Source organism: Mesorhizobium sp. M0088 (genome assembly GCF_040322895.1).
Lineage (GTDB): Bacteria > Pseudomonadota > Alphaproteobacteria > Rhizobiales > Rhizobiaceae > Mesorhizobium.
Genome location: NZ_JAMYUI010000005.1, coordinates 182,849 through 198,446, shown reverse-complemented (window position 1 = coordinate 198,446; position 15,598 = coordinate 182,849). Strand labels below are relative to the sequence as shown.

Sequence of the window (15,598 nt, the reverse complement as noted above, 5' to 3'; positions counted from 1 at the left end):
CGCATCTTTGGCAACGGAACCGGTTGTGTTTTCTGAGGGGAATATGGACCCGATCGCCATAAAGGTTCGAGACGGGGCGCAGTGGAAAGAAATAGGAATTTTATAAAGATTTTTGCGCGGGCTCTTCCCGACACTCCACGCAGGGATTGTCGCGCAAGGCACGCGGCCAGCCACAGGATTGCGATTTCCTTGCGAGCTGCCGGAAACGGGAAAGCCCGGCTTGGGGGCCAGCCGGGCTTTCTATGGTGGTGTGGCTTTAGCCGCCACGGAGGGTATCGATCTTCAGGCGGCGTAGCCGCCATAGCCACGCGCAACGGCGTGCACGCCCGCCACCGGCTCGAGGTCCGGCCACAGGATACAAGAAGCTTGCGCAAACTGGACGAGCGCGTGGCGCGCCTGCTCGATGGTCACATAGCCTGGGATGGCGAGTTCACATGCTTCCACCGCGTTGCGGTAAAGCGGGCCGCGGCGGGAGGTTGTCCAATCGGTGAGGAAGTCGTGCATTTCGGCCAGCGAGGCAATCTCGCGCTTGAAGCCAAGGCCGACCGAGAGTGCGACCGGGGAATGAAACAGCTTGTCGTGCATGAAGCGGGCTCCTGGTTTTTCGCGCGCTTGGAGAGATATCCGGGCGGATCCGCGAACGGGACGCCGTGAAACGCGCAACGAGGCCGGAGGTTCCAGCTTGGGACTTGGCGATTTCTTGATTTTGCGTGGTCGGTGAAATTATCAATTTCGCAGCGCAACTGTCGCGTGCCGGACGCTCAAAGGCCGCACTCCACTTGGTGACGGCAGGCTCTCCAAAATCCCGCAGGAGCCATCGAGATCGCTTGCCGCCTTGAGGCTCACGCCTTCTTCACGAACTCGGTCTTGAGCACCAGGCCTTTCACTTGCTTGGTGTTGCATTCGATCTCGCCGGGATTGCCGTTCAGGCGGATGGCCTTCACCAACGTGCCGCGCTTGATCGTCTCCGAAGTGCCTTTGACTTTGAGGTCTTTGATCAGCGTTACAGAATCACCGTCATTCAATTGAGCGCCATTGCTGTCGCGCACGATTACATCGTTCGGCATGCCATCTCCTGTGATTTGGATCCCACTATCAGATCAGGTGAGAATCCCAAAACCGATGACGACCGGCAACCGTCAATATTTCAGGCGGCCATCTGGTGGCCGACTTGGAACATGTGCGACGAGAAGCGCGCAGCGCATAAGTCTCTGAGCCTTCGACGCCCATGGTGGATGAAATGCTTGCGCGGAAAGGTCGGGCATCGTCTGCAGGTACCGCTGCCAGATCTGATCCATGACCGTGGTCGGCGTGGCACATCGAAGCCGGCGCCGCCGACAACCTCCTCGATCTCCGCCACCACGCGTGAATCCGTCGCCTGCCGCATCTCGGCTTCCGCTCTGCGCCATCGAGCGGATTGGCAGCTACGCCTGTTTGTCGTCCGGATGGCCAAGCTCGCAGAACCACCCGCCCAGATACTTCACCGATGGCGCCTTGGGATCCGGAATCTGCGTCTTCGCCTCGACCGCGGCGCGGAACGGCTCGGCACTATCCTGCGGAGAAAACCCCAGATGGTTGGCGCCGCTGTTGTCGACCGTTTTCACCTTGTTGTCGGAAAGGCCGAAGGAGATCGTATGGCCGACGCGCGGCGCGGTGAGAGCTGCCTCGACCAGACGCACACAATCGGCGAAGGAGAGGTATGACCACAGCATGCGACGGTCCGCCGGTTCGGGGAAGGACGAAAAGATGCGCAGGCACGCCGTCTCGATGCCGAACTTGTCCCAGTAAAGCCGGCTCAGGCTCTCGACGAAGTTCTTCGACACGCCATAGAGGCTGTCGGGACGCACCGGCGCGTCGACGCCGATATGCGCCTCGACCTCGTGATAGCCGACGGCATGCACGGAGGAGGCATAGATGACTCGTTTCACCCCGTGTTTCCGGGCGCCCTCGTAGATGTGATAGGAGCCGCGGATGCTGGAATCCAGGATGGTTTGCCATTCGCATTCGAGTGGTGCGCCGCCGAAATGCACGATCGCATCGCAATCCTTGGTGGCGGCAAACGTCGCCTCCATATCGGCGAGGTCGAAGACCGCTTCTTCCTCGTGTGGAGCAAGATCGCCGAACGGTTCGCGGCCGGCCAGGCGTATCGTTTTTGCCAGCGGCACCAGCCCCCTTCGCAGTTCCGAACCGAGGCGGCCGGCCGCGCCGGTGATCAGGATGCGTTCGTAATGCGGCATGATTTACTCCACTTGCGCGACGGCGGCGTTGATGCGCGCGATCGCTTCGGTCAGCACCTCTTCGCCGGTCGCGGTCGAGATGCGGAAATAGGGGGAAAGTCCATAGGCGGCGCCCGGCACCGAGGCCACGCGCCCTTCGTTCAGGAGATAATTCGCCACTGCCGTGTCATCCTCGAGCACGACGCCTTTTGGGGTCCTGCGGCCGATCAGGCTGGCGCATCCGATATAGGCATAGAAGGCGCCTTCCGGTGGCGAAAGCGTAAGACCGTTGATCCGCCTGATGCCGTCGACGACAAGGTCGCGGCGCGCCTCGAACGCCTGCCGAAAGCGTGCCACCTCGTCCTGGGGGCCGTTGAGCGCGGCCACCGTCGCCGCTTGCGCGATCGAGCAGACGGACGTGCAGGACTGGCTCTGGATGATCGCCATCGCCCTGGTGAGCGGCGCCGGCCCGGCGGCATAGCCGACACGCCACCCGGTCATCGCATAGGATTTGGAGACGCCGTTGACGATCAGGGTGCGGTCCCTGAGTTCCGGGCAAGCCTTGCCGAAGGAGACGAAGTCGCGTCCGTCGAACAGGATGTGCTCGTAAATCTCGTCGGAAAGCACCAGCACCTGCGGATGCCTTGCCAAAACCGCTCCGAGTGCCCGCAGGTCCGATTGCGAATATATGGCGCCGGAGGGGTTGCCGGGCATGTTGAGGAACAGCCATTTCGTCCTTGGAGTGATGGCTTTTTCGAGCAGCTCCGGCGTCAGCCGGAAGCCGGAAGTTTCCGGGCACTCGATAACGACAGGCGTGCCGCCGAGCAGCTTCACCATCTCGGGATAGGAGACGAAGTAGGGCGCCGGCAGGATCGCTTCGTCACCAGACTCCAGCGTCGCCATCAGCGCGTTGAAGATGATCTGCTTGGCGCCATTGGCCACGACGACGTCGTCCGCCGTGTAGTCCAGTCCGTTTTCGCGGCGGAACTTGCCGGCCACGGCTTCGCGCACCTCGGCCGTGCCGGCGGCACCCGTGTATAGCGTCTGGCCGGCCTTCGCGGCGAAATGCGCCGCTTCGATGATATGGCTCGGTGTCGGGAAATCCGGCTCGCCCAGGCCAAGATCGATAACGTCGACGCCCTTGGCGCGCAGGGCCTTGGCTGCTTGCGAAGCAGCCATGGACGCCGACGGCTTCACCGCAGACAGGCGCGAGGCAATGTAGCTCATTTGCCGTTCTCCGAAATGTATTCCTTGGAGCGGTCGTTCGCCCGCGCCTCGGTGCTGCGCTTGGACGGATCGCCATAGCCGCCGCCGCCCGGCAACTGGAGGATCAGCCGACGGCCAGCCGGAACATGCTGCCAGCCTTTGGGTCGCATCTGCGTGCCATCGTCCAGCCTGACCACGCCGGCCACTCCAGGTCCGCCGCCGTTGCGCCCGTGGGCGGGATGATTGACGCGGTCGAACATGGCCGAGAAATCGAATTCATGGCCCTCGATCGCCTCGATTTCGATAACCTGCCCGAGCCCGCCGCGGAACTCGCCGTCGCCGCCGGAATCGGGCCGCAGCTCCTTGCGCCAGATGACGATCGGGCCGGTGTGCTCCGTTGCCTCGATCGGCATCGTATGGACGCCGGAGGGGAAGGCCGTCGCCGACAATCCGTCGAGGCCGGGGCGCGCGCCCATGCCGCCGGAATTGAACATCAACACCTCGGCGCGGCGGCCCGAACCGCCGGAGACCGGCCGAACCGAGATATGGATGTTCCACAGTGCGCCGGCGCCCTCGGCAAGGATCTTGCCGGGCATCGCCTTGGCGATCGCGCCGAGCACCAGATCGGGAACCATATGGCCGAAGATGTGCCTGAGCGCCACCGGCGCCGGCCGCACGGCGTTCAGGATGTTGACCGGAGACGACACGGTGAAGAAGGCGAGCGACGCGGCATTGTTAGGAATATCGGGCGCCACCACGCATTTCAACGCGTAGCAGGCATAGGCCTTGCTGTAGATGATCGGGCAGTTGATGCCCCATCGGCTCATCGGGTCGGTACCGGTGAAATCGACCTCGACGCCGGCGTCCCGAACCGTGACGGTCGCCGCGAGTTTCACCGGCTCGTCGTAGCCGTCGGTCACCAGCGCGTTCGACCAGCTGCCTTTGGGCATCGCCTTGATGCGTTCGACCATGGCGTCGCGTGTGCGCGAGAAGATGAACTCGCCAAGCCCGTCCAGCGATGCCAGGCCGATCTCCTTCATCATGTCGACGAGGCGTCGGTGGCCGACTTCGTTGCAGGCGGCGAGCGAATAGAAATCGCCGACGACCTGGTTCGGCTCGCGGACGTTGGCGCGCAGGATCCTGACGAGATCGAGATTGACCTTGCCCTTCTCCGCGAACTTCATGATCGGGATCTGGATGCCTTCCTCGTAGACCGACTTGCCGTCAGCGCCGAAGCCGCGCCCACCGACATCGACCACATGCGCCGTGCAGGCGAAGAACGCAACCAATTCGCCGTTCAGGAACGACGGCGACACCATGGTGATGTCGTGCAGGTGGCCCGTGCCCAACCAGGGGTCATTGGTGACGTAGGTGTCGCCCTCGAACATGGTTTCGCGCGGGATTTCGTTCATGAAATGCAGCACCGCCTCGGCCATGGTGTTGACATGGCCGGGCGTTCCCGTCACCGCCTGTGCCAGCATCTGGCCGCGGGGATCGAACACGCCCGCCGACAGGTCGCCGGATTCGCGCACCGATGTCGAGAAAGCCGTGCGCAGCAAGGTGAGGGCCTGCTCCTCGACCACCGAGATCAACCGGTTCCACATGACCTGCATGCGGATTTCACTGATGTCGCTCATGCCTGGCTGCCTTTGCGGATCAGAAGGATCGCGCCGTCGCTCTGGATGACGGCGTCGAAGCTCGTGGTGACGACGGTGGACGTCTCGCGTTCGACGATGATGACCGGGCCCGCCACCCGATCGCCGGTGCACAGCCCCTCCCGTTCGACGATGCCATAGGTCCGCGGCGCACCGCTGGCCGGATCGAACACCGCGCGGCTTGTTGCCGGCTGAGTGGTCCGCTTGCCGGTGATCAGCTCGTGCCTGGCGACAGGAGGCCGGACATCCGTCGCCTTCACGGACCAGGTGACGATCTCGATCTCCAGGCCGCCAAGTCCTTCGATGGCGCGGCCGAAGAAGCGTTGGTAATTCGCCTGGAACAAATCCTCGAGCGTGGTTGCGGCATCATTGCCGAACGGCTCGTCCGGCAGCGGCACGGGGATTTCCCAGCCCTGGCCGGCGTAGCGCATGAAGGCGGTGATTTCGCATGTGATCGTACCGTTGGCCCCTGCCCGCACGAAGCTTTCGGCTGACACTTTGAGGTCATCGAGCAAAGCATTGGCCTCGGCCGGCTTGAACTGCGACAGCCGCGTCAGCCGGGATGCCAGGGCTTCGTAGCCGAACGGAGCCTTGAGGAAGCCGATCGCCGATCCGACGCCCGCGCCCTTGGGGACGATGCACTGGTCGATGCCGAGTTTCTCGCAAAGCCTTGCGGCGTGAAGCGGGGCCGCGCCACCGAAGGCGATCATCACGTTGTCGGAAATGTTTTTGCCGTTTTCGACAGCATGGACGCGGGCGGCATTGGCCATGTTCTCGTCCACCACCTCGCAGATGCCGAAGGCCGTCGCCATGGCATCGAGCGACAGGCGTTCGCCGACATCGCGCAGGATCGCCTGTTCGGATGCGGACGTGTCCAGCCTGATGGCGCCGCCAGCGAAATTGTCGGGATCGAGCTTGCCGAGCACCAGGTCGGCATCTGTGATGGCCGGGCGCCTGCCGCCGCGGCCGTAGCAGGCCGGGCCAGGTTCCGATCCGGCACTTTCGGGACCGGTCTGGATGCGGCCCATGGCGTCGACCCAGGCGATCGAGCCGCCGCCGGCGCCGATCTCGATCATCTCGATCACGGGAATGGAGATCGGCATGCCGGAACCTTTGCAGAAGCGATAGGTACGCGCCACTTCGAAGGTTCTGGCGGTGCGCGGCGCATAATCCTCGATCAGGCAGATCTTTGCAGTGGTGCCGCCCATGTCATAGGAGACGACCTTTTCCAGGCCGAATCGCCTGGCGATGTCGGCGGCGAAGATGGCGCCGCCGGCCGGGCCGGACTCAACGAGGCGCACGGGAAATTCCGAGGCCGTCTCCACCGAGATCAGACCGCCCCCCGAATGGATCATGAAGACCGGGCACTCGGCGCCCATCTCCTTCAAGCGAGTCTGGAAACGCGCGAGATAGTCCGCCATCTGCGGCCGCACATAGGCGTTGGCGCAGACCGTGTTGAAGCGTTCGAACTCGCGCATCTGCGGCGAGACTTCGGCGCTGATCGAAATCGGGATGGTAAGCTTGCGGGACAGGATAGCGCGTGCCCGGCGCTCATGATCAGGGTTGGTGTAGGCATGGATGAAGCCGATCGCCACGGAGCCGAAACCGCCGGCCGCGATCCGGTCGGCGATGCCTTCCAGGGCGGCTTCGTCGAGCGGTTGAAGCTCCTGGCCTTCCGCACCGATCCGGCCCTTTACCGTGAAACGGTGCTCGCGCGGGATTAGCGGCGCCGGCAGCTGCAGGTCGAGGTCATACTGCTCGAAACGGTTTTCGGTCCGCATCTCGATGACATCGCGGAACCCTTCGGTGGTGACCAGTGCGGTCTTGGCGCCACGGCGTTCGATGAGCGCATTCGTCGCCAGCGTCGTGCCGTGGATGATGATGCCGATCTCGGCAAGCGCGATACCGGCATCGCGCGTGACGACGGCAATGCCGTCCAGGATCGCCTGCTCGGGCGCCGCGTAATTGGTCAATACCTTGGTGGAGAAGATCGTTCCCCTGAGGTCGAGCGCGACGTCGGTGAACGTGCCGCCGATGTCCGCGCCGAGACGGATGTCGTCTTTGGAGGTCATGCCTTGGCCTTCTGGGAAGCGAGCGCGGCGTCACGCATCTGGGAAAGGGTCTGTCGGGGCGTCAGCGCTTCGGGAGATATGGCGATGTCGAGGACCGCTCCCGTCACGGATCCGAGCGCCCGATCGAACGCCGCCGCGAAATCGCGCGTCGCCTCGACCCGCTCGGCATGGAAGCCATAGGCCTTAGCCAGTGTCACGAAATCAGGGTTTTCGAGCGACGTGCCCGAAACGCGCGCCGGATGGTGGCGCTCCTGATGGGCGCGGATCGTGCCGTAGATGCCGTTGTTGAGGATCAGCACGATCGGCTGCGCGCCAGCCTGCATAGCGGTTCCGAGTTCCTGGCAATTCATCTGGAAGTCGCCGTCGCCGGCAAAGCAGACGACCGTGCGTTCTGGAAACGCAACCTTGGCGGCAATTGCCGCCGGCAGGCCGTAGCCCATGGCGCCAGACTGCGGGGCGAGCAGCCGTGCGTACGGCCCGAACTTGAAGAACTTGTTCGGCCAGACGGTGAAATTGCCGGCGCCGTTGGTGAGAATGACGTCGGCAGGCAGGTTTGCGCGCAGCCAGGCGCTGACCTCCACCATGTCCACCGGGCCGGGCTGGACGGGCGCGCCGAATGTCCCTTCATAGGCTTTGCGGGCCGCGGCGCGCCAGTCCGCCCAGCCGCCTTTGACGGGCGTCAACGCCCGGGCAAAAGCGTTCGGCCCGGCATGGATACCGATGGCCGGCACATAGATCTTGCCGATCTCGCGATCGGAGCCATGGACATGGATCAGTTTCTGGCGCGGCACCGGCACGGACAGCAGCGTATAGCCGTCCGTGGTCATCTCGCCAAAACGCACATTGACGGCCAGGATCACGTCGGCCTCGCGGAGCAGGGCTTTGACATGCGCCACCATGCCGACGCCGGCCTCGCCGACAAAGACCGGCGAATGGTTGTCGAACTGGTCCTGATAGCGAAAGGCCGCCACGACAGGGATGTCGGAAGCCTCTGCGAAAGCCTGTAGCGCCGCGCGTCCGTCCACGGTCCAGTTGGCGCCGCCCATGAGCAGGACCGGCCTCTCGGCCTTGGCCAGCAGCTTGAAGGCCGAAGCGATCGCTTCCGGCGCCGGTGCCGGCTCGAAAATGGCCGCCGGTGCGCTGAGCGGAGCCGCTTCAGTCATGGTGGTCAGCATGTCCTCGGGCAGCGCGACCACGACGGGACCAGGTCGTCCGGTCAATGCGGTCGTCCATGCCCGCGCCACAATCTCGGGCAGGCGCGCGACATCGTCGATCTCGACCGCCCATTTGGCGACCGTGCCGAACACCGCCCGGTAGTCGATTTCCTGAAACGCTTCGCGGCCCTTCATGTCGGTGCCGACCTGGCCGACGAACAGGATCATCGGCGAACTGTCCTGCATGGCCGTGTGAATGCCGATGCTGGCGTTGGTGGCGCCTGGGCCGCGCGTCACGAAACAGATGCCTGGCGAGCCGGTCAACTTGCCGTAGGCCGAGGCCATGAACGCCGCGCCGCCTTCATTGCGGCAAAGCGTGTAGTCCAGCTTTCCCTGCGTGTCGTGCAGCGCGTCCAGGACGGCCAGATAACTTTCTCCGGGCACGCCGAAGCTCCTGGTCGCGCCAAGCCCGATCAGGCACTCGACGAGAAGGCGGCCGCCATTGCGGATCATGCTTCGACATCCTCACTTTGGCGGCAGGTCGATCGAGCCTGCCTTCGGTTCATAGGTGCACGCAGGCGGTTCGGGGCGAAATCAAGAAATGCCGTCTATTCGAAAGTTTTTCTTTGCCGAGCAGCGTGCACCAGCACGCCCGGATTCATCGTGTCCCGTGGATCGAATGCATCCTTGAGCCGCGCCATGAGTTCGCGTTCCAATGGACTGCGGTTTCGGTCGGCCATGGCGATCTTTGCGCGGCCAAGTCCATGCTCGGCCGCGAAACTGCCGCCCAATTGCGTGGCGAGCGACGATAGCGCCTCGGCGAACCGCTCGGCCTTGCCGTCAAAATCGGCGCGGCCTTCCGGCGGCGACAGATTGTAGTGGATGTTGCCGTCGCCGAGATGCCCGAACGGGTTTATCCGCACGCCGGGAAGAATGTCGTCGCAGATCTCTGCGCCGGCCTCGACGAAACGGGCGATAGCGCCCGGAGGCACCGAGATGTCGTGTTTCAGTTGCTCACCTTCCAGCCTCTGTCCTTCCGGCTGCTCTTCTCGCAGCCGCCAGAATTGTGCGCGATGCGCGCCCGTCGCCGCCAATGCTCCGTCCAGCACCAGGCCTTGCTCCATGCCCCACTCCAGCGCCGAAGCCAGTATCTCGTCGAGCGGAACGCGGGGGGCGCCCGATGCCAGTTCGACCAGCACATAGACCTCGCCGCGTGCCTCCAACTGGTAGGCTAGGTCGGGCAGGTGTTTCAGGGCCAGTCCCAGCCCGATGTCGGAGAAGAACTCGAGCCCGGTCAGGAATTCCCCCGCCTCGCCCCGCAGAAAGGTGCCAAACGAAACCGCCGCGGCGAAATCGGGCATGACGACAAGCGCGCTCGCCTGCCGCCGCGGCATCGGGTAGAGCCGCAGGATCGCGCGCGTCACGATGCCAAGCGTTCCTTCCGCGCCGCAATAGAGCTTGCGCAACTGATAGCCGGCATTGTCCTTCTGCACCGCGCGCAGCCCGTTCCATATCGCTCCGTCAGGGGTCACGACCTCCAGGCCAAGCACGAGGTCTTGCATCATGCCATACCGGAACGCCTGGCTGCCGCCGGCATTGGTGCCGACCAGGCCGCCGATCCTGGCGCTGCCTTCCGCGCCAAGATGCATCGGAAACATCAGGCCGTGCGGTTCCAGCGCCTCGTGCAGCGCGGCAAGCACGGCTCCCCCCTCGACGAGGATCGAGCCGCTGTCCAAGTCCGGTTTGCCGATCGCCGTCATGCGCGAAAGCGAAACGATCACCGCATCCGGCCGATCGGCGACGGCGCCGCCGCAAAGCCCGGTGTTGCCGCCTTGCGGCACGACCGCCAGGCCGGCCGCGTGGCATGTCTTTACGACACTGGCCACTTCGGAGGTATCCGCAGGCCTGGCCACGCCCAGAGCCGCGACGCCGTAGCGATCGAGCCAATCGCGCTGATAGGGCCTTGCATCGCTGCCCGAAAGCCAGCCTTTCGGTCCGAGCATCTCGCGCAAGGCGGTGACGGGATCAGTCACGGACATGGCTGCGGCCTGACGCGGGATCGTTGCATCGATCAGTGACCAAGCACCTGCGACAGGAACTGCCGCGTGCGCTCGTTGCGGGAGGAGGTGAAGAATTCATCGGGAGGCGCCTGTTCGACGATCTCGCCTCCATCCATGAAAATTACCCGGTCGGCAACCCGGCGCGCAAAACCCATCTCATGCGTGACGCAGATCATTGTCATGCCTTCGGAGGCGAGCGTGACTATGACGTCGAGCACTTCCGCGATCATTTCCGGGTCGAGCGCAGAGGTCGGCTCATCGAACAGCATGATCTCGGGCTGCATGCAAAGGGCACGCGCTATCGCGACCCGCTGTTGCTGGCCGCCGGACAACTGACCGGGATACTTCATCGCCTGTTCGGGAATGCGTACCTTCTCCAGATAGCGCCGGGCGGTCGCCTCGGCATCCGCGCGCGGCACCTTGCGTACGATCATGGGCGCGAGCATGCAGTTCTCCAGCACCGTCATGTGTGGAAACAGGTTGAAGTGCTGGAACACCATGCCGACTTCCCGCCTGATCCCGTCGATGTTGCCGACATCGTCGTTGAGCTCGGTGCCGAGCACGGTGATCCGGCCGCCATTGTGCTGCTCCAGACGGTTGATGCAGCGGATCATGGTGGACTTGCCGGAGCCGGACGGGCCGCAGACGACGATCCTCTCGCCGCGATCCACGGACAAGCTCACCTTTCGCAGCGCCTGGAATGTCCCGTAATATTTGTCGAGATTTTCGATCAGCACCGCGGGGCCGCTGGATCGGGGCGAGTTTCCTGAAATCACGTAAACGCCCCCTATCGTTCGCCGACCGACATACGGCGCTCGAGAAAGGCGCCATAGCGGGACAGGCTGAACACGAAGATGAAGTAGATGAAGGCGATGAAGGCATAGACCTCGACATAGGCGAAGCGCCACTCGCCGGTGCCGTAGGCGGCATTGCCGGAGGCCAGGATCTCGAAGAAGCCGACGATGATCACCAGCGAAGTTTCCTTGAACGAGATCACGAACTGGTTGATCGTCGCCGGCAGCGCATTGCGCATGGCCTGCGGTAGAAGAATGCGGCCGACGCGCTGCCAATAGCGCATGCCAAGCGCCATGGCTGCCTCTTCTTGCCCACTGGGAACGCCCTGCATCCCACCCCTGACGATCTCCGCCTGGTAGGCGGAAAAAAACAGGGCCGAGCCCAGGATCACCCGGTACAGCTTGTCGCCCACCAGCCATTGCGGCAGTGCGAACGGCAGCACGATGGCGAAGGTGAACAGGATCGAGATCAGAGGCAATGAACGCACCCCGTCGATGATGAGGCCGGTGGTGCGGGAAATCCATGGCAGGCCGGAGCGGCGCAGCAGCGCCAGGCAGATCGCCAGCGGGAAGCCGATCAGGCAGGTGGTCACGAAGATGAACAGGGTCAGCGCCAGTCCGCCCCAGGCCTCCTCGCCGACATAGGGCAGACCAAGCACGCCGCCCTTCATCAGCACGTAGAAAAGCGCCGTTCCGGCTCCCCATACGAGTGCGATGCGGCGACCCGTCCAGAAGGCTGGAACGCAACTTAGCACCGTCATGACCACGACGATCAGGCAAGCCAGGGCCGACCGCCACTGCTCGTCATAGGGATAGAGGCCGAACAGGATGATGCGCCATCGCGCGGCAATGACCGACCAGCAGGCTCCCGCCGCCGCTTGGCAGGCTTCGGGTCCGCCGCTCGTCGTGAAGACAGCCGAGAAAACCGCCCAATTCAGGAGCTTCCAGGCCAGGAAGACCATGACCGCCAGGGAAGCCAGCGACAGCAATGCCTGCAGGGGCGTCGCAAAGAAGCGCCGCCTCAGATCCTCGATCTTGCCAATGGCAGGAGGGGCGACAACGACCATTTCCATCCCTCACCCCCTCAACTGGTTGCCCTTGAGGGCGATTGCTTTGTTGATGCGGTTGAAGATGGCGGCGAGGCTGAGGTTGATGACGAGGAAGCCAGCCATCAGGATGCCGATCGCTTCGATTGTCTGGCCGGAATGGTTGATCGTCAGCGCCACGATCATGAAGAAATCGGTGAAGCCCACCGCGATGCCCATTGTGGTCGCCTTCATCAGCCAGACATACTGGTTGGCGAGGATTGGCAGCATGGCGCGTAGTGCCAGCGGCAGCCGCACCAGCATGAAGACCCGCCACGGGCCGAGGCCCAGGGAAAGAGCCGCCTCGACCTGGCCCTTGCCGACAGCCTTGAACCCGCCGCGCACGATCTCGGCGATGTAGGAGCCGCCATAGATGGCGATCGCGATGGCCAGTGTCGCAAACTCCGGCGGAATGCGCAGGCCGCCTCGCAGATTGAGACCTTGCAGCGCCGGAAAATCGAGTAGCGGCGAGTCGGCCAGGCGGCCGGCCACCAGAACGATGGCCGCGCAGGCAAGTGCCGCCGCCGTGCCGGCAAGCTGAATGCCGCCACGCTGGCCGACCGGCAGGCTGAGGCGCGATGTCCTGCCCAGCCAGATCGGCAGCGCGATGGCGGCAATCACAGCCAATGTCGCCGCAGCGAGCGCGGCGCTGCTGACATTGGGGAACGGGATGTAAAGCCCCCGGCTGGTGAGGAGAAAGCCCCATCCCTCATGCGCGGCGCGCGGCGTCGGCAGATGGGTGATGACGGCATACCAGAAAAAAACCTGGAGGATCAGCGGGATGTTTCGGAAGATGTCCACATAGGTGCGGCCGAGCAGCCGGGCCAATTCGTTCGAGGAAGTCCGCGCCAGGCCGACGATCGTTCCGACGATCGTCGCCAGCGTCAGGCCGACGGTTCCCAGAAACAGCGTATTGATGATCCCGATGAGGAAGTACCACCAATAAGGGTCGTTGGCCGTGGCGGGCAGCAGCGAGAAGTTCAGGTCCCAGCCCGTCGACTTGAACAGGAAGTCGAATCCGGAGGTGATCCCCTGCGCCGCCAGGTTCTGTCTGGCGATCACAATGCCGGCAAGCACCATCGCGGCGATCGAGCCGACATACAGGATCTGCAACAGTGCGTTGCGGACTTTTTGATTTCTCAGCAGGCTGACCATTCAGAAATCCTTCCCGAATTGCCGCGCGGTCCCGCCGGGCGGGAGCCGGGCGGGACCTGGAGCGGGATGCGTTCAGAACGGATCAATCAACAACCAGCGGGAACAGGACACCGCCATTGTTCCACAAATTGGTCAGTTCGCGATCCATCTTGTAGGGCGAGTCCTTGCCGAGATCGCGATCGAAGATTTCGCCGTAGTTGCCGACGTTCTTGATCACCTTGTAGGCCCAGTCGTCGGAGAGCCCGAGACCCTTGCCCATGCCTGGCGTGACGCCGAGGAATTTGGCGACCTGCGGTGAAGTCGGCTTGGCCTTTATCTCGTCGACGTTCTTCGAGGTGATGCCTTCCTGCTCGGCAAAGATCAGCGTGCTCAGCGTCCAGTTGGCGATGTCGACCCAGTTGTCGTCGCCTTGCCGCATGATCATGACTTCAGGCTCGACGGCGAGCACGTCGGGCAGGATGACATGGTCGTCGACCTTGCTCTTGGCGATGCGCGCAATGGCCAGTGTCGGACCCCACTGCGCATAAAGATCGCAGCGTCCCGAGAAATAGGCCTGCTCGAGCTCCTCGGTCTTCTCGATGAGCACCGGTTCGAGCTTGATGCCGAGCTTGGCAGTATAGGCAGCGACCTGCTGTTCCTGCGAGGTGCCGGCGGGAATGCAGATCGTGCCGCCGGCGGCATCCTTGAGCGACTTGAGGTTCAGCTCCTTGTGCGCCATCACCTTGGTGGTCCCGAGATAGTAGGACATGGAGAACTGCAGCCCAAGTTCGGTGTCGCGGCTGAGCGTGCCGCCCGAGGCCTTGACGATGATGTCGACATCGCCGGACTGCAGGGCCGGCCAGCGCTGGGCCCAGCTGATAGGAACGACTTTCAGCTTCGCAGGGTCGCCGAACACGGCCGCGGCCACCGCCTTGCAGAGGTCGATGTCCATGCCCTTCCAGTTGCCCTTGTCGTCCACCTCGGCGAAGCCGAGATAGGAGCCGTCATGGCCGGTGCAGTTCAGCATGCCGCGTGCCTTGACGGTTTCGAGCGTCTTGCCGCCGGCGGCTTCCGCCGGCGCCGCAAAATGCACGAGGCCAAGGGCCAGGGCCGAAGCCCCCCATTTCATCATTTTCATGTTCCGTCTCCACTGTTGAGGTTGTTTGGTTTCTTGTTGTTGGAGGCCCGAAAGGCGTCTTTCGGGCCTCGGTCTCGAAGCCGCTTCTAGTCGGAAAGCGGGGCCGGTTTCGGTAACGAGGAAATCGTGAGGTCGCCGCGCCAATCCTGCTGAGCCAGCCATCGGTGAAGTGCCGCGACCGCCTTCACGCGCAGATGTCCGCGTGGGACGACAAGATAGAAGCCCGGGACTTCCTCCGGCTTCATGTCGGCAATGGCGTCGCGGCCGATCGGCGCGACCAGCGTGCCCGCCCGGAAATCTTCCTCGGCGTCGATGACGGAAACCAAGCCCACACCTATGCCTTGCAAGGTCGCCCGGCGCATGGTCGCGGCGTCGTCGAAGCTGATGCTGCGGTCGCCATCCGTCAGCTCCACGCCAAGGTGGCGCAATATGTCCGGCCACAGACGCTTCGACTTGACGGTGTCGAGCAACGTGAACTGTGTCAGATCATGCGCCGACTTGATCCTTTCGCCGATCGCCGGCGTGCAGCAGATGATCTTCGGGTCCGGCACCAGCAACGTGGTTTCATAGTCGGACCAGTTGCCGTAGCCCCACTGGACCGTCATATCGATATCGTCGCGCCCGAAATCGGGCAGGTCGACCATGGTCGTCAGGCGCAGGTCCGCGCCCGGCAAGATTTCCCGAAACAACGAAAGCCGCGGCAGGAGATAGTGCGTGGCGAAGTATGGGCTCGCATTCAGGTTGATGCGGTCCCGATAGTTCGACTTGGTGACGCGGCGAACGCCTTCGGCAAACTCGTTGAAGCCGGCTTTGACATAGTGCGACAGAAGAATGGCCGACTCGGTCAGTTCGATCGACCGGCCCTTACGCTCGAACAGCGTTACCTGGAGCGTATCCTCCAGAAGCTTGATCTGCTGTCCGACGGCCTGCGGCGTGACCAGCAATTCATCCGCCGCCTGCCGAAAGCTCTTGTGCTGCGCGACCGCGTGGAACACGCGCAGAGCATTCAGCGAGGGGAGGCGCAGCTTGCCGGTCATCGAAAATTCCGTTCCTTTCCCTGCTTGTGTTCCGGTCGGTCATGCAC

General features: G+C 63.5%; 13 protein-coding genes. All 13 read right to left on the bottom strand.

From position 1 onward, the window contains the following. Positions 1–282: 282 nt before the first annotated feature. The 13 genes from NKJ67_RS08320 to NKJ67_RS08260 all read right to left on the bottom strand — a co-directional run bounded on the left by NKJ67_RS08320 (position 283) and on the right by NKJ67_RS08260 (position 15,551). Positions 283–585: a DUF982 domain-containing protein gene (locus NKJ67_RS08320; RefSeq protein ID WP_352581043.1), complete on the bottom strand. Its 303-nt coding sequence runs from the start codon at positions 583–585 to the stop codon at positions 283–285. Between the two features lie 257 nt (positions 586–842). Further along, positions 843–1,067, bottom strand: coding sequence for an alkylphosphonate utilization protein (locus NKJ67_RS08315; protein WP_013529641.1), 225 nt, complete (start codon positions 1,065–1,067; stop codon positions 843–845). Positions 1,068–1,424: 357 nt separating this feature from the next. Further along, positions 1,425–2,237 carry an NAD-dependent epimerase/dehydratase family protein gene (locus NKJ67_RS08310; protein WP_352581042.1) on the bottom strand — a complete coding sequence of 271 codons (813 nt, stop codon included), beginning with the start codon at positions 2,235–2,237 and terminating at the stop codon, positions 1,425–1,427. 3 nt (positions 2,238–2,240) lie between these two features. Beyond that, complete coding sequence (locus NKJ67_RS08305) at positions 2,241–3,443, bottom strand: pyridoxal phosphate-dependent aminotransferase (RefSeq protein ID WP_128363403.1); 1,203 nt, start codon at positions 3,441–3,443, stop codon at positions 2,241–2,243. Then, positions 3,440–5,059: a hydantoinase B/oxoprolinase family protein gene (locus tag NKJ67_RS08300; RefSeq protein WP_127320509.1), complete on the bottom strand. Its 1,620-nt coding sequence runs from the start codon at positions 5,057–5,059 to the stop codon at positions 3,440–3,442. The genes NKJ67_RS08305 and NKJ67_RS08300 overlap by 4 nt, the downstream gene beginning before the upstream one ends. Then, positions 5,056–7,149: a hydantoinase/oxoprolinase family protein gene (locus NKJ67_RS08295; RefSeq protein ID WP_352581041.1), complete on the bottom strand. Its 2,094-nt coding sequence runs from the start codon at positions 7,147–7,149 to the stop codon at positions 5,056–5,058. Before NKJ67_RS08295 ends, NKJ67_RS08300 begins: the two co-directional genes overlap by 4 nt. Continuing rightward, positions 7,146–8,816, bottom strand: a complete 1,671-nt coding sequence (locus NKJ67_RS08290) for a thiamine pyrophosphate-binding protein (protein WP_352581040.1) — start codon at positions 8,814–8,816, stop codon at positions 7,146–7,148. The genes NKJ67_RS08295 and NKJ67_RS08290 overlap by 4 nt, the downstream gene beginning before the upstream one ends. Positions 8,817–8,911: 95 nt before the next feature. Further along, positions 8,912–10,342: an FAD-binding oxidoreductase gene (locus NKJ67_RS08285; protein WP_352581039.1), complete on the bottom strand. Its 1,431-nt coding sequence runs from the start codon at positions 10,340–10,342 to the stop codon at positions 8,912–8,914. Positions 10,343–10,374: 32 nt separating this feature from the next. After that, positions 10,375–11,139 (bottom strand): amino acid ABC transporter ATP-binding protein, encoded by a 765-nt coding sequence (locus tag NKJ67_RS08280; RefSeq protein ID WP_127267664.1) that lies wholly within the window; start codon positions 11,137–11,139, stop codon positions 10,375–10,377. 11 nt (positions 11,140–11,150) lie between these two features. Next, positions 11,151–12,230 carry an amino acid ABC transporter permease gene (locus NKJ67_RS08275; RefSeq protein WP_127267663.1) on the bottom strand — a complete coding sequence of 360 codons (1,080 nt, stop codon included), beginning with the start codon at positions 12,228–12,230 and terminating at the stop codon, positions 11,151–11,153. A 3-nt stretch (positions 12,231–12,233) separates the two neighbouring features. Then, positions 12,234–13,397 carry an ABC transporter permease subunit gene (locus NKJ67_RS08270; RefSeq protein ID WP_127809346.1) on the bottom strand — a complete coding sequence of 388 codons (1,164 nt, stop codon included), beginning with the start codon at positions 13,395–13,397 and terminating at the stop codon, positions 12,234–12,236. Between the two features lie 82 nt (positions 13,398–13,479). Further along, positions 13,480–14,514, bottom strand: coding sequence for an amino acid ABC transporter substrate-binding protein (locus NKJ67_RS08265; protein WP_127267661.1), 1,035 nt, complete (start codon positions 14,512–14,514; stop codon positions 13,480–13,482). An 86-nt stretch (positions 14,515–14,600) separates the two neighbouring features. Then, the gene (locus NKJ67_RS08260; RefSeq protein ID WP_023810154.1) at positions 14,601–15,551 is read right to left on the bottom strand and encodes a LysR substrate-binding domain-containing protein; all 951 of its coding nucleotides are present in this window, start codon (positions 15,549–15,551) and stop codon (positions 14,601–14,603) included. Positions 15,552–15,598 lie beyond the last annotated feature (47 nt).

Bases quoted from the DNA above. Each gene is read 5' to 3' on its own strand.
- NKJ67_RS08320 (WP_352581043.1), bottom strand. From the start codon at position 585: ATGCACGACAAGCTGTTTCATTCCCCGGTCGCACTCTCGGTCGGCCTT.
- NKJ67_RS08315 (WP_013529641.1), bottom strand. From the start codon at position 1,067: ATGCCGAACGATGTAATCGTGCGCGACAGCAATGGCGCTCAATTGAAT.
- NKJ67_RS08310 (WP_352581042.1), bottom strand. From the start codon at position 2,237: ATGCCGCATTACGAACGCATCCTGATCACCGGCGCGGCCGGCCGCCTC.
- NKJ67_RS08305 (WP_128363403.1), bottom strand. From the start codon at position 3,443: ATGAGCTACATTGCCTCGCGCCTGTCTGCGGTGAAGCCGTCGGCGTCC.
- NKJ67_RS08300 (WP_127320509.1), bottom strand. From the start codon at position 5,059: ATGAGCGACATCAGTGAAATCCGCATGCAGGTCATGTGGAACCGGTTG.
- NKJ67_RS08295 (WP_352581041.1), bottom strand. From the start codon at position 7,149: ATGACCTCCAAAGACGACATCCGTCTCGGCGCGGACATCGGCGGCACG.
- NKJ67_RS08290 (WP_352581040.1), bottom strand. From the start codon at position 8,816: ATGATCCGCAATGGCGGCCGCCTTCTCGTCGAGTGCCTGATCGGGCTT.
- NKJ67_RS08285 (WP_352581039.1), bottom strand. From the start codon at position 10,342: ATGTCCGTGACTGATCCCGTCACCGCCTTGCGCGAGATGCTCGGACCG.
- NKJ67_RS08275 (WP_127267663.1), bottom strand. From the start codon at position 12,230: ATGGAAATGGTCGTTGTCGCCCCTCCTGCCATTGGCAAGATCGAGGAT.
- NKJ67_RS08270 (WP_127809346.1), bottom strand. From the start codon at position 13,397: ATGGTCAGCCTGCTGAGAAATCAAAAAGTCCGCAACGCACTGTTGCAG.
- NKJ67_RS08265 (WP_127267661.1), bottom strand. From the start codon at position 14,514: ATGAAAATGATGAAATGGGGGGCTTCGGCCCTGGCCCTTGGCCTCGTG.
- NKJ67_RS08260 (WP_023810154.1), bottom strand. From the start codon at position 15,551: ATGACCGGCAAGCTGCGCCTCCCCTCGCTGAATGCTCTGCGCGTGTTC.